The 13,417-nt window shown below is 64.8% G+C and carries 12 protein-coding genes; 6 read left to right on the plus strand and 6 right to left on the minus strand.

Annotated features, from left to right (window positions below; genetic code table 11):
- The 5 genes from atpA (at window position 1) to GSQ89_RS02785 (ending at window position 5,362) form a co-directional block, all read left to right on the plus strand.
- Complete coding sequence (atpA, locus tag GSQ89_RS02765) at window positions 1-1,533, plus strand: F0F1 ATP synthase subunit alpha (RefSeq protein ID WP_158921768.1); 1,533 nt, start codon at window positions 1-3, stop codon at window positions 1,531-1,533.
- Between the two features lie 12 nt (window positions 1,534-1,545).
- Complete coding sequence (locus tag GSQ89_RS02770) at window positions 1,546-2,427, plus strand: F0F1 ATP synthase subunit gamma (RefSeq protein WP_158921770.1); 882 nt, start codon at window positions 1,546-1,548, stop codon at window positions 2,425-2,427.
- 30 nt (window positions 2,428-2,457) lie between these two features.
- Window positions 2,458-3,894 (plus strand): F0F1 ATP synthase subunit beta, encoded by a 1,437-nt coding sequence (atpD, locus tag GSQ89_RS02775; RefSeq protein ID WP_158921772.1) that lies wholly within the window; start codon window positions 2,458-2,460, stop codon window positions 3,892-3,894.
- A 76-nt stretch (window positions 3,895-3,970) separates the two neighbouring features.
- On the plus strand, window positions 3,971-4,372 hold the full coding sequence (atpC, locus tag GSQ89_RS02780; RefSeq protein WP_158921774.1) for an ATP synthase F1 subunit epsilon: 402 nt from the start codon (window positions 3,971-3,973) through the stop codon (window positions 4,370-4,372).
- A 168-nt stretch (window positions 4,373-4,540) separates the two neighbouring features.
- Complete coding sequence (locus tag GSQ89_RS02785) at window positions 4,541-5,362, plus strand: acyl-ACP desaturase (RefSeq protein WP_158921776.1); 822 nt, start codon at window positions 4,541-4,543, stop codon at window positions 5,360-5,362.
- 201 nt (window positions 5,363-5,563) lie between these two features.
- Here GSQ89_RS02785 and GSQ89_RS02790 read toward each other — a convergent pair whose 3' ends face one another.
- The 4 genes from GSQ89_RS02790 to leuD all read right to left on the minus strand — a co-directional run bounded on the left by GSQ89_RS02790 (window position 5,564) and on the right by leuD (window position 9,743).
- The gene (locus GSQ89_RS02790) at window positions 5,564-6,973 is read right to left on the minus strand and encodes an aspartate aminotransferase family protein (protein ID WP_158921778.1); all 1,410 of its coding nucleotides are present in this window, start codon (window positions 6,971-6,973) and stop codon (window positions 5,564-5,566) included.
- 79 nt (window positions 6,974-7,052) lie between these two features.
- A complete protein-coding gene (locus tag GSQ89_RS02795; protein WP_158921780.1) occupies window positions 7,053-7,838 on the minus strand; it encodes an HpcH/HpaI aldolase/citrate lyase family protein in 786 nt (261 codons plus the stop codon).
- A gap of 101 nt (window positions 7,839-7,939) precedes the next feature.
- Entirely contained in the window at window positions 7,940-9,052 is a 1,113-nt protein-coding gene (gene leuB / locus GSQ89_RS02800; protein ID WP_158921782.1) for a 3-isopropylmalate dehydrogenase, read from the minus strand.
- A gap of 70 nt (window positions 9,053-9,122) precedes the next feature.
- The gene (leuD, locus tag GSQ89_RS02805) at window positions 9,123-9,743 is read right to left on the minus strand and encodes a 3-isopropylmalate dehydratase small subunit (RefSeq protein WP_158921784.1); all 621 of its coding nucleotides are present in this window, start codon (window positions 9,741-9,743) and stop codon (window positions 9,123-9,125) included.
- A gap of 334 nt (window positions 9,744-10,077) precedes the next feature.
- Here leuD and GSQ89_RS02810 point away from each other — a divergent pair, with 334 nt between their 5' ends.
- Window positions 10,078-10,377, plus strand: a complete 300-nt coding sequence (locus GSQ89_RS02810; RefSeq protein WP_254073048.1) for a GIY-YIG nuclease family protein — start codon at window positions 10,078-10,080, stop codon at window positions 10,375-10,377.
- A 237-nt stretch (window positions 10,378-10,614) separates the two neighbouring features.
- On the opposite strand, the gene leuC is transcribed toward GSQ89_RS02810, so the two are convergent.
- Window positions 10,615-12,033, minus strand: a complete 1,419-nt coding sequence (leuC, locus tag GSQ89_RS02815; protein WP_158921786.1) for a 3-isopropylmalate dehydratase large subunit — start codon at window positions 12,031-12,033, stop codon at window positions 10,615-10,617.
- A 75-nt stretch (window positions 12,034-12,108) separates the two neighbouring features.
- The gene (locus GSQ89_RS02820; protein WP_158921788.1) at window positions 12,109-13,308 is read right to left on the minus strand and encodes a TIGR03862 family flavoprotein; all 1,200 of its coding nucleotides are present in this window, start codon (window positions 13,306-13,308) and stop codon (window positions 12,109-12,111) included.
- Window positions 13,309-13,417 lie beyond the last annotated feature (109 nt).

Genomic DNA, 13,417 nt, shown 5'->3' on the forward strand with positions numbered 1-13,417 from the left:
ATGGAGATCCGCCCAGCCGAGATCTCGGAGATCTTGAAGAAGCAGATCGCCGCGTTCGATACCGAAGCCAATGTCGCCGAAACAGGCCAGGTCCTGTCGGTCGGCGACGGGATCGCCCGCGTGTTCGGCCTGCAGAACGTGATGTCCGGTGAGATGGTCGAGTTCCCCGGGGCCGGCCTGCGCGGCATGGCGCTGAACCTGGAAACCGACAACGTCGGCATCGTGATCTTCGGCGACGACAAGCAGATCCGCGAAGGCGACACCGTCTCCCGCACCGGCTCGATCGTGGAAGTCCCGGTCGGAACCGGCCTGCTGGGCCGCGTGGTCGACGGGCTGGGCAATCCGATCGACGGCAAGGGCCCGATCATCGGTGCGAAAATGAGCCGAGTCGAGGTCAAGGCCCCCGGCATCATTCCGCGCAAGTCGGTGCATGAGCCGATGCAGACCGGCCTGAAGGCGATCGACGCACTGATCCCCGTTGGCCGCGGCCAGCGGGAACTGATCATCGGCGACCGTCAGACCGGCAAGACGGCGGTGATCATCGATACGATCATCAACCAGAAGGCCGGCAACGCGTCGGGCGATCCAAAGAAGGCGCTGATCTGCATCTACGTCGCCATCGGCCAGAAGCGGTCCACCGTGGCGCAGCTTGTGCGCACGCTGGAAGAGAACGGCGCGATGCAATACTCCATCGTCGTCGCCGCGACCGCGTCGGACCCGGCGCCGCTGCAATTCCTGGCGCCGTACACCGGCTGCACCATGGGCGAGTATTTCCGCGACAACGCCCAGCACGCCGTCATCTTCTACGACGATCTGTCGAAGCAGGCCGTCGCCTATCGCCAGATGTCGCTGCTGCTGCGCCGTCCGCCGGGCCGCGAAGCCTATCCCGGCGACGTGTTCTACCTGCACTCCCGCCTGCTGGAACGCGCCGCGAAGATGAACGACAGCCTCGGCGCCGGGTCGCTGACCGCGCTGCCGGTGATCGAGACGCAGGCCGGCGACGTGTCCGCCTACATCCCGACCAACGTGATTTCCATCACCGACGGCCAGATCTTCCTGGAGACCGAACTGTTCTTCCGCGGCATCCGCCCGGCGGTGAACGTCGGCCTGTCGGTGTCCCGGGTCGGCTCCGCCGCCCAGGTGAAGGCGATGAAGCAGGTCGCCGGCCGCATCAAGCTGGAACTGGCCCAATACCGTGAGATGGCGGCGTTCGCGCAGTTCGCATCCGACCTCGATGCCTCGACCCAGCAACTGCTGGCGCGCGGCTCGCGGCTGACCGAACTGCTGAAGCAGCCACAGTACAACCCGCTGCCGATCGAGGAGCAGGTTGTGGCGATTTTCGCCGGCGTCCGCGGCTATCTCGACAAGATTGACATCGGCCGGATCGGCCGGTTCGAGGCGCAGTTCATCACCGAACTGAAGGCGAAGGAGCCGTCGATCCTCGAAGCGATCCGCACCGATCTGGAGATCAAGCCGGCGACCGAGAAGAGCCTGATCGCCTTCCTCGACGCCTTCGCGAAATCCTTCAGCTAAAGTCCCGAACCAATGCCCAGTCTGAAGGCACTCCGGACACGCATCAACAGCGTGAAGTCGACGCAGAAGATCACCTCCGCCATGAAGATGGTGGCGGCTTCGAAGCTGCGTCGCGCCCAGCAGCAAGCCGAGGCGGCGCGTCCGTATGCCGAACGGATGGACCGCATGCTGCGGGCACTGGCGGCGTCAGTCGCCGGTTCGCCCACCGCACCGCCGCTGCTGGTGGGAACCGGGGCGGACAAGGTGCATCTGCTGATCGCGGTCACCGCCGACCGCGGCCTGGCCGGCGCCTTCAACAGCCAGATCGGCCGAGCCACCCGCAACCTCGCTCGGCGGCTCGAATCGGAGGGCAAGACGGTCAAGATCCTGGCGGTCGGGCGCAAGGGGCGTGACTACCTGCGCCGCGAGCTGTCCAGCCGGATCGTCGGCGACATCTCCTACGCCGGAAAACGCCGCATCGATTTCACCGATGCGCAGGAAATCGGCGAACGGGTCACCGCGATGCTGGCGGCCGGGGAACTCGACTCCGCGACGCTGGTCTACAACCGCTTCCAGTCGGTGATCGCCCAGGTGGTCACCGAACAGCAGATCATCCCGGCCCCGCCGCCGCCCGAAGGTGAAACCACCGACCTCGGCGGCGCGACCTATGAGTTCGAGCCGGATGAGGAAACCATCCTGGCGAAACTGCTGCCGCAGGCGCTGGCGATCCAGATGTATCGGGCCTTGCTGGAAAGCGCCGCCGGTGAACACGGCGCGCGCATGACCGCGATGGACAACGCGACCCGCAACGCCGGCGACATGATCAAGCGGCTGAGCCAGAACTACAACCGAGCCCGCCAGGCGAACATCACCAAGGAACTGATCGAGATCATCTCCGGCGCTGAAGCCGTCTGATCTCTGACGAAATTCGAAGGAACCGAACTCATGGCAAGCAATATCGTCGGTCGGGTGACCCAGGTCCTTGGGGCCGTCGTGGACGTCCAATTCGACGGCGAACTGCCGTTCATTCAGAACGCGCTGCTCTGCAAGATCGAAAACCGCACCCTGGTGCTGGAAGTGGCGCAGGAACTGGGTGAGCGCACCGTGCGCTGCATCGCGATGGACAGCACCGATGGCATGATCCGCGGCCAGGAAGTCACCGACACCGGCGCGCCGATCTCGGTGCCGGTCGGGCCGGAGACACTGGGCCGCATCCTGAACGTCATCGGTGAGCCGATCGACGAAAAGGGTCCGGTCAACACCACCAAGCGCATGCCGATCCACCGCGAGGCGCCGTCGTTCGAGGAACAGGCAACTTCGGCCGAGATCCTGGTGACCGGCATCAAGGTCGTGGATCTGCTGTGCCCCTACCTGAAGGGTGGCAAGGTCGGCCTGTTCGGCGGCGCCGGCGTGGGCAAGACGGTGCTGATTCAAGAGCTGATCAACAACATCGCCAAGGCGCACGGTGGCGTGTCGGTGTTCGCCGGCGTGGGTGAGCGCACCCGCGAGGGCAACGACCTTTACCACGAAATGATCGACGCCGGCGTCATCAAGATGGACGACAACCACAACCTGATCGAAGGTTCCAAGGTGGCGCTGATGTACGGCCAGATGAATGAGCCGCCGGGCGCCCGCGCCCGCGTCGGCCTGTCCGGCCTGACCATGGCCGAGTATTTCCGCGATGAAGAAGGCCAGGACGTGCTGTTCTTCGTGGACAACATCTTCCGCTTCACCCAGGCGGGCGCGGAAGTGTCCGCTCTGCTGGGCCGCATCCCGTCCGCGGTGGGCTATCAGCCGACCCTGGCGACCGACATGGGCGCGATGCAGGAACGTATTACCTCCACCAACAAGGGCTCGATCACCTCGGTGCAGGCGATCTACGTGCCGGCCGACGACTTGACCGACCCGGCGCCGGCAACGTCGTTCGCCCACTTGGACGCGACGACGGTGCTGAACCGGCAGATCGCTGAGCTGGGCATCTACCCGGCGGTCGATCCGCTCGACTCGACATCGCGGTCGCTGGACCCGCGGATCGTCGGTGAGGAACATTACCTGGTGGCGCGCGAGACACAGCGCATCCTGCAGACCTACAAGTCGTTGCAGGACATCATCGCCATTCTGGGCATGGACGAGTTGTCCGAAGAGGACAAGCTGATCGTCGCACGCGCCCGCAAGATCCAGCGCTTCCTGTCGCAGCCGTTCCATGTGGCGGAAGTGTTCACCGGCTTTCCCGGCAAGCTGGTGCCGGTGGCCGACACGGTGCGCAGCTTCAAAGCGATCTGCGCCGGCGAATACGACCACCTGCCGGAAGCCGCGTTCTACATGGTCGGCACCATCGAGGAAGCCGTCGCCAAGGCCGAGACACTGAAGGCGAACGCTTAACTACCCCCGTCATGGCCGGGCCCGTCCCGGCCATCCGCGCAACGACGGCGCCGACAGAAACAGCAGGACGCAGCCTATGCCGACCAAACTCGAAATCGTCAGCCCGGAGAAGCTGCTGCTGTCCCGTCCCGTGGATATGGTGGTGATCCCGGCGTCCGAGGGCGATATGGGCGTGCTGGAAGGCCACTCGCCGATGATCGTGATGCTGCGCGGTGGCACGATCGACCTCTATGACGGCGACAAGGTGACGGAACAGTTGTTCGTCGACGGCGGTTTCGCCGAGATCACCCAGGAACGCTGCACCGTCCTGGCCAACAAGGCGATCCCGCTGGCCGAGGTCAACAAGGCCGAAGCCACCCGCCTGCTGACCGAGGCGGAAGCCGCCTACGAGGCCGCCGACAAGCGTGACATTGCCGCCGAGGACTCCGCCCTCGACGCCATCCAATCCGCTCGGGCCATGGTCGAAGCGGCGGGCTGAACCCCCTTCCCGCTTGGATAAGCAAAGGCCGGGTCGCAACACACCCGGCCTTTTTGCTGTCCACACCGGCGCGTGGTTTTGTCCGGGCTACGGTATTCCTATATGGTGCATGGCGGGGTTAAAGCCTGATTCCCTTGTCCCGCTTCTATCAGTGAGCATGACATCGCAATGAAACACTGGCGGATCGAAGATGTTGCCTGGGACCGGTTCGATCCCGCTTCGGTCGACCCCGCGCTGATCCCGCTGGTGAAGGCCGCGGCGATGGTGGAGCGCAACGGCAAGGACTACGCGCTGTATCTGGGCGGCGTGTTCCACGACGACCCCGACTTCCGCAACGCCGCCGACTACTGGGCCGAGGAAGAGGTGCAGCACGGCGACGCCCTGGCAAAATGGGCCGAACTGGCCGATCCGACCTGGCATTTCGCCCCGGCCTTCGAGCGATACCGAGCCGGTTATGCGATCAAGACCGATGCCGATGCCTCGATCCGCGGGTCGCGCACCGGCGAACTGATCGCCCGCTGTATGGTGGAAACCGGGACGTCCAGCTACTACACCGCGCTGGCCGAGGCGACGTCGGAACCGGTGCTGAAGCAGGTCTGCAAACTGATCGCCGCAGACGAATACCGCCACTTCAAGCTGTTCTACGACCACATGCGCCGCTACCTGGCGCGCGAGAACCTCGGTGTGGTCAGGCGGTTGCGCATCGCCCTGGGCCGAATCGGCGAATCGGAAGACGACGAACTGGCCTACGCCTACCACTGCGGAAACGAGCCTGAATCACAGGCCTACCGGCACGACCGCTGCACCGCCGCCTACATGGCCAGCGCGATGGGCTTCTACCGCTACCGCCACATCGAACGCGGCACTGGCATGATCCTGAAATCCGTCGGCCTGCCCCCCCGCGGACGGCTGTCCACCGGCGCCACCAAAGTCGCCTGGAAGCTACTGCAATGGCGCCGCCGCCGCTTCGAGCAGCAGTTGGCGGCGTGAGGTAAGAAAGACGGGGGCTCCGCCCCTCGACCCCGCCAAGGGCCGACGGCCCTTGGAACCCCGGACTGGGTGTGTGGTCGGGAGGGGGCGACCGAGACGGTTGCAACCACCGAGTTGCCCCCTCCCGACCACACACCCACCAATGGGATCAAAGGGGGCGTCGCCCCCTTTGCGGGTCCAGGGCAGAGCCCTGGCCTTCCCTTAACTCACGACGGCAATCTGCTCCCGGCGCAGTTGCACCGTCAGTTCGTCCAGTGCCTTTTCGATGCGGGTCAGCATTTCGTCGATCTCTTCCTTGGAGATGATCAGCGGCGGGCTGAAGCACAGGCAGTCGTTGACGGCGGCTCTGCCGATGACCCCGAACTCCTCGCACAGCTTGGTCAGGCGGGGTCCGACTTTGGCCGACGGATCGAAGTTGGTGACCTTGGCCTTGTCGGCGACTAGTTCCACGGCGGCGATCAGGCCGGTGCCGCGCACCTCGCCCACGATCGGGCGGTCGGCGAAGCGGCGGCGGAGTTCGCTCTGCAGGTAGGGGCCGACGATCCCAACATGGGCGCCGATCTCCATTTCGTCGTAGATCTTCAGTGTCTCGATCGCCACGGCGGCCGGAACCGGATGGCCGGAGTAGGTGAAGCCGTGGCCGAACGTGCCGATCGCGTGGCTTTCTTGCGCCAGTGCCTGGAACACCTTGTCGTTCACCATGACCGCGCTGATCGGCAGATAGGATGCCGACAGCGCCTTGGCGCAAACCAGGATGTCGGGCTGGATGTCGAGCGTCTGGCTGCCCCAGTAGTTACCGGTGCGCCAGAAGCCGCAGATGACCTCGTCGGCGACCAGCAGCACATCGTATTTGCGCAGCACGGCCTGGATCTTGGGGAAGTAGCCGCGCGGGGGCAGAATCACGCCGCCGGCGCCCATGATCGGTTCGGCCCACATGGCGGCTACGTTGTCCGGACCCTCGGCCAGGATCAACTTTTCCAGTTCGTCGGCGCAGCGCGTGGCGAATGCGTCCTCCGATTCGCCGGGCAGCGCGCCGTGGTAGAAATGCGGCGTCATGGTGTGGACGAAGCCGGGCAGCGGCACGTCGAAGCTGCGGTGGTTGGCGGGCAGGCCGGTCAGTGACGCCGACCCGATGGTGATGCCGTGGTAGCCCTTCAGGCGGCCGATGATCTTCTTCTTCATCGGCCGGCCCAGCGCGTTGTTGAGATACCAGACCATCTTGATGGCGGAGTCGTTGGCCTCGGACCCGGAGTTGGCGAAGAACACCTTCGCCATGGGCACGGGTGCTCGGGCGATCAGCATCTCCGCCAGGTCGATCATCGGTTCGTGCGACTTGGCGGTGAAGGCGTGGTAGAAGGGCAGCTTGCGCATCTGGTCGGCGGCGGCCTGCACCAGGCGTTCGTTGTCGAAGCCCAGCGAGGCGCACCACAGGCCGGCGACGGATTCGATGTATTCCTTGCCGGCTTCGTCCCACACGCGGACGCCCTTGCCGTGGGAGATCACCACCGGCCCGACCTGCTGGTGCGCTTCAAGGTCGGTATACGGATGCAGCACGTTGGCGATGTCACGGGCGGCGGCGGAGTTCGCTCCGAAGGGCGGGGGCGGGGCCATGGTTGCTCCTGGGCAGGTTTGGAGGCCGGAGCCTAAACCTTGCGCGGGCGCGGCGTAACCCCGCCTTTATATGGGTCTTTTATGTCCCCAGCGTCTTCCGAAGGAAGCCGGTGCGGGACTGCGCCGCCGCCATCATGAATGACGCGTCCTGGCCGGACAGGATGAACCTCGCCCCCATCGCGATGTAGCGGGGCATGATCGCCTCATTGTAGATGCCGGCCATGCCGGGGAATTTGCCGGTCTTCTCGCAGGCGGCGATCATCTTGCCATAGGCGTCGGCGAGGCGATCGTTGCCGAAATCACCCGGGATGCCCATCTCGGCGCACAAATCGTTTGATCCGATCAGCAGCACATCCACGCCGGGAACAGCCGCTATCTCGGCGGCATTGGCGATGGCGGTGGGGGTTTCCAGCATCACCACGGTCAGGTTGGCGGCGTTCAGGGCTTTCACCGCCTCACCGGTGCTGAGTTTGGCCAGTTGATGATGCGGTCCCCAGCCACCGACCGAGCGGTGACCGATCGGCGGATATTTCAGCTTCTCGACGACTTCGCGGGCTTCGGCGGCGGTATCGACATGCGGCATGACGATGCCCATCGCGCCGTTGTCCAGCGCCCGCGTGGCGATCGAGTACTGGCCGTTGGGCACGCGGGCGATCGGGGCGATGCCGGCATCCAGGGCGGCGGCCGAGATCTGGGCGCAGGCGTCCAGCGACATGGTGCCATGTTCCATGTCCAGGAACAGCCAGTCGAACCCGGCGGTCGCCATCATCTTGGCGATTTCTACGCTCCGCGTGGTGCGGATACCGACGCCGAGGGACAACTGCCCCTGCTCCAGCTTTTGGCGCGCGACGTTGGTGACGGTCATGGCTGTTTCCCCTGGATTGCGTGATGCGGCGATCATAGGGGTTGGGCGGCCAATCACAATTCGGCCCCCTCCCCCAGAAGCCCGAATGCACCCGAGGTCCGTTACGCGGCCAGTTTATCCAGCTCCCGCAGGATGGATTCGCCCATCACGCCGGTGCCGACCCTGGCGCTGCCAGGGGCCATGATGTCGGCGGTGCGCAGGCCGTTCCTCAGGACGTTGACGCAGGCTTTCTCGATCAGCGCGGCGTCTTCCTCCATGCCGAAGGAGTGGCGCAGCAGCATGGCAAAACTCATGATCTGCGCGAGGGGGTTGGCGATGCCCTTGCCGGCGATGTCGGGGGCGCTGCCGTGGATCGGCTCATACAGCGCATGCCGCTTGCCGGAGGGCTGGATAGCCCCCAGCGTGGCGGACGGCAGCATGCCGAGGCTGCCCGTCAGCATCGAGGCCAGGTCGGATAGCAGATCGCCGAACAGGTTCGACGTCACGATCACGTCGAACTGTCTCGGGTTGCGGACAAGCTGCATGGCGCAGTTGTCAGCATACATGTGGCTGAGTTCGACGTCCGGGAACTCCCGTGCCTGCAACGCCGTGACGGTCTGGCGCCAGAACAGGCCGGATTGCATCACGTTGGCTTTCTCGACGCTGCACACACGATTCTGGCGCTTGCGGGCGAGTTCGAACGCGATGCGGGACACCCGCTCGATTTCACTGGTGGTGTAGGTTTCGGTGTCGAAGCCGCGCTTCTGGCCGTCGGGCAGGGACTCGACGCCGCGCGGTTCGCCGAAATAGATGCCGCCGGTGCTTTCGCGGACGATCATGATGTCGAGTCCGCGGATAACATCCGCCTTCAGCGTGGAGGCATCCACCAACGGGTCCAGCACGATCGCGGGACGCAGGTTGGCGAACAGGTCGAGTTCCTTGCGCAAACGCAGGATGGCGATCTCCGGCCGAAGCTGGAAGCCCAGCTTGTCCCATTTCGGACCGCCGACGGAGCCGAACAGGATGGCGTCGGCGGCCTTGGCCTTTTCCATGGTTTCGTCGGTGATGGGCGTGCCGTAGGTGTCGATGGCGGAGCCGCCGGCATGATCGTCGGAGACGTTGAATGTCACCATGCGACGGCGGTCCATCCAATCGATGACCCGGCGGACCTCGCGCATGACCTCGGGGCCGATGCCGTCACCAGGCAGGATGAGAAGGTTCTTGTTGGCGGGCATCGGGGCGTGTCCTTGGGTTACAGCGCGATCGCGGGGTCAAAACGGGCGGGTCACGCTTTCAAGCAATGGTCTAGGCGATGGTGGTCGGCAGCCATGGCTGTGTCTGGCGGCGTTCGGCCTCATAGCCATCGATCTGGGTGCCGTGCTGTAGGGTCTGCCCGATATCGTCCAGCCCGTTCAACAACAAATGCTTCCGGAACGGATCAATTTCGAAGCCGATTTCCTCGCCGTTCGGGCGGATCACCACCTGGCGGGCGAGGTCGATGGTGACACGGGCGTTGCCGCCGAGCTTGGTGTCGTCGATCAACTGATCGCAGACGGCGCGCGGCAGGCGGATCGGCAGGATGCCGTTCTTGAAGCTGTTGTTGTAGAAAATATCGGCGAAGTCCGGCGCGATAATGCAGCGGATGCCGAAGTCGAGCAGCGCCCAGGGGGCGTGTTCGCGCGAACTGCCACAGCCGAAGTTCTCATGTGCGATGATGACCTCGGCTTTGCGGAACGGTTCCTGGTTGAGGATGAAGTCCGGCTTTTCGTTGCCGTCCTTGTCGAAGCGCAGCGGATCGAACAGGTGCACGCCCAGGCCGGAGCGCTTGATGGTCTTGAGGAAGCGCGCCGGGATGATCTTGTCGGTGTCGATGTTCTGCATCGGCATCGGTGCGGCAACGGCGGTCAGAGTGGTGAAGGCGTCCATGGATGAGTTCCCTGCCCTAGGGTGTATGGCTTTGTAGCGACTTGGTGGCTGCCAACGTCCAGTCGTCATGCCGACGGAGGTCGGCATCTACGCCTTGCCGCGGCGCTGGCGTTTGGCGAACGGTGTATCTCATACTAGACGGCTTTGTCGTTAACCTATCGGCATCATCGTGCAACCGTCCTGGCGGGCGAAGGCTGGCCATCCACGCCTTTGTTCTCGCATACGAGAGGCGTGGATGCCGACCTTCGTCGGCATGACGGAGGGGGCGGGGACGGACCGAGGAGGCGGTATCAACGCCGATTGGTACTACACCTGTTGTTAAGATATCTACCGCATGCTTGTCGGCATGCGCGGCGGTTTTGTCTACATCATGTCGAACCGAAAGCACGGCACTTTGTACGTGGGCGTGACGGCGGACATCGTGCGTCGGGCCTACGAACACCGCATCGGCTGCGTCGAAGGCTTCACGCGTCGGTATGGGTTGAAACGGCTGATCTGGTTTGAGCGGCACGACGAGATCATGCCTGCGATCCAGCGGGAAAAGAACATCAAGAATTGGCCACGTGCCTGGAAGGTGCGGCTGGTCGAAGCGATGAACCCGGACTGGGAGGATTTGTATCCGACGTTGTTTTAGGTTCTGCTGGTAATGCAGCCATTCAACAAGAATACCGTCGCCCCATTCCGTCATGGCAGGCGTAGGCCTGTCATCCACGCCTTTCCCGAAACCGACACCGCAAGGCGTGGATGGCGGGCCTTCGCCCGCCATGACGGAATGCGATGGACCCGCTGTGCTTTCTTCGGCCACCCTCACAGGGCGTGTCTGGACCGGCACGTCATCTTCGACCGCTGTGAAAGCAGACGACATTGGCTTCTACACCAACTGCCGGACGTCGGTCAGCCGGCCGGTGACCGCGGCGGCGGCGGCCATTGCGGGGGACAGCAGGTGGGTGCGGCCGCCCTGGCCCTGACGGCCCTCGAAGTTGCGGTTCGATGTGCTGGCGCAGCGTTGGCCCGGGGTCAGCTTGTCCGGGTTCATGCCGAGGCACATGGAGCAGCACGGGTCCCGCCACTCGAAGCCGGCTTCCAGCAAAACACGGTCCAGGCCCTCTTCCTCGGCCTGTTTCTTCACCAGGCCGGAGCCAGGGACGACCAGCGCCTGCACGCCGTCCGCCAAGCGGCGGCCCTTGGCGACGGCGGCGGCGGCGCGGATGTCCTCGATCCGGCCGTTGGTGCAGGAGCCGATGAACACGACGTCGATGCCCAGGTCCTGCATGCGCTGGCCGGGTACCAGACCCATGTATTCCAGCATCCGGTTCAACTGCGAGCGCTTGCCCTCATCGGCCTCAATTGACGGATCGGGTACGATGCCGGTGACCGGCACGACCTGGCCGGGGGTGGTGCCCCAGGTGACCATCGGCGCGATCTCGGCCGTGGTCAGTTTCACCACGGTATCGTAGTGCGCGCCCTCATCGCTCGGTAGCGTCTTCCAGTAGGCGACGGCCTGCTCGAACGCCTCACCCTTGGGGGCGAACTCGCGGCCCTTGACGTAGTCGAACGTCGTCTGGTCCGGGGCGATCAGGCCGGCTCGGGCTCCTGCCTCGATCGACATGTTGCTGACGGTGCAGCGGCCGGCCATATCCAGCGCCCGGATCGTGTCGCCAGTGTATTCGATGACATGGCCGTTGCCGCCGGCGGTGGTGATCTTGCCGATGATCGCCAGCACGATGTCCTTGGCCGAACAGCCGAAGCCCAGCGTGCCGGACACGTCGATCCGCAGGTTCTTGGCCGGCTTCTGCAACAGCGTCTGGGTGGCCATCACGTGCTCCACCTCCGACGTGCCGATGCCGAACGCCAGCGCGCCCATCGCGCCATGGGTCGAGGTGTGGCTGTCGCCGCACACGATGGTCGTGCCCGGCACAGACAGGCCCAGTTCCGGCCCGATGATGTGCACGATGCCCTGTCTGGCATCCAGGATCGGGATGTAGGGAACGCCGAACTCGACGACATTCTTCTCCAGCGTCTGCACCTGGATGCGGGACTCGTCTTCCTTGATGTCTGTGGGAATGCGGGATCCGACGGTCGGGATATTGTGGTCCGCCACGGCGATAGTCAGGTCCGGACGGCGCAGTTTGCGGCCGGCGAGGCGCAATCCTTCGAACGCCTGCGGGCTGGTGACCTCGTGCAGAAGGTGCCGGTCGATGTAAAGGATGCAGGTGCCATCGGGAAGTTTTTCAACGACGTGGCTGTCCCAGATCTTGTCGAAAAGGGTGCGTGGCCTGCTGGCGGACATGTTTGCTCCCGATTGTCGTGCGTTCCGTGGCGCTGATTTGGACGAACACTTCGTCTTGTGCAACCCGTTTGGCCCTCAGGCGCGGCTTTCCAGCCATGCAAGCGCGCCACCGGCGGCCGCGACGCCGGTGCTGAAGCAGGCTTGCAGCAGGTAACCGCCGGTCGGGGCTTCCCAGTCCAGCATCTCCCCGGCGGCGAAGACGCCCGGGCGATCGCGCAGCATCAGCGACGCGTCCAGGGCATCCGCCCGCAGGCCGCCGGCGGAGGATATTGCCCGCTGGATCGATGCCGGCGCGATGAGGCGGATCGGCAGGGATTTTATCAATTGCGGCATAGTGTCGGGCGTGGCGCCACCATGCAGCGCCTCCTGCACAAGGCCGATGGCGTCCGGTGACAGGCCGGCCTGTTTGCGGAGGGTGTTCGCCAGCGACTGGCTGCGGCGCGGGCCGCCGAGGCGGTCCTCCAAAGCGGCTTGGGTCAGGTCGGGGCGCAGATCGACGTTGATGATCGCCATGCCCTCGGCCTGGATGGTGTCGCGCAATCGAGCGGACAGGGCGTAGATGATGCCGCCTTCGATGCCGGCTTCGGTGATCAGCGCCTCGCCTCGGACGATATCGGGCCCGAACCTGATCGCGAGACGTTTCAGGGGACGACCGGCGAAGCGCGTGCGGAAATGCGGCGACCAATCGACCCGGAAGCCGCAATTGGCTGGCTGGAAAGGGGTCAGCAGGCCGGGCAAATAGGCAGTCCAGCCGGCATCGGAACCGAGCCGCGGCCATGATGCGCCGCCGAGCGCGAGGATGGTCACGTCCGGACGGTCAAGCACCACGCCGTTTGGGGTGTGAAAACAGAGGTTTCGCTCCGCATCCCAGCCGGCCCAGCGATGCCTGACCCGAAGCCTCGCCCCCTGGTCTGCCAACCGGCGCAGCCAGGCGCGAAGCAAGGGCGAGGATTTCATCGTGGCCGGGAAGACGCGCGCGCTGGAACCGGTAAACGTCGGCTGTTCCAGGCCGTTGCACCAGCCGATCACTGCCTCGGGCGGGAAGTTGGAAATGATCGGCTCAAGCCAGGCGCGGGCGGTGCCGTAGCGCGACAGGAAGACCGGCAATGGTTCGGCGTGGGTCAGGTTCAGACCGCCTCGCCCCGCCATGAGCAGCTTGCGCCCGACCGACGGCATCTGGTCGTAGAGCGTAACAGTCTGGCCCGCTCGGGCGAGCGTTTCGGCTGCCATAAGGCCGGCCGGGCCGGCGCCGATTACGGCTGCTGTCTGGGTCATCGCGGGGTGTTACGTCGGACCCGCCTGGTTGTCATGCGCCAAATTTGGTTGGGCACGCCGGCGATGCAAATCGTTCGGTCCTGGTGTGTCGGCGTGAATGCTGGGGCGC

This window comes from Acidisphaera sp. S103 (genome assembly GCF_009765975.1).
In the GTDB taxonomy this organism is placed as follows: Bacteria; Pseudomonadota; Alphaproteobacteria; order Acetobacterales; family Acetobacteraceae; genus Rhodopila.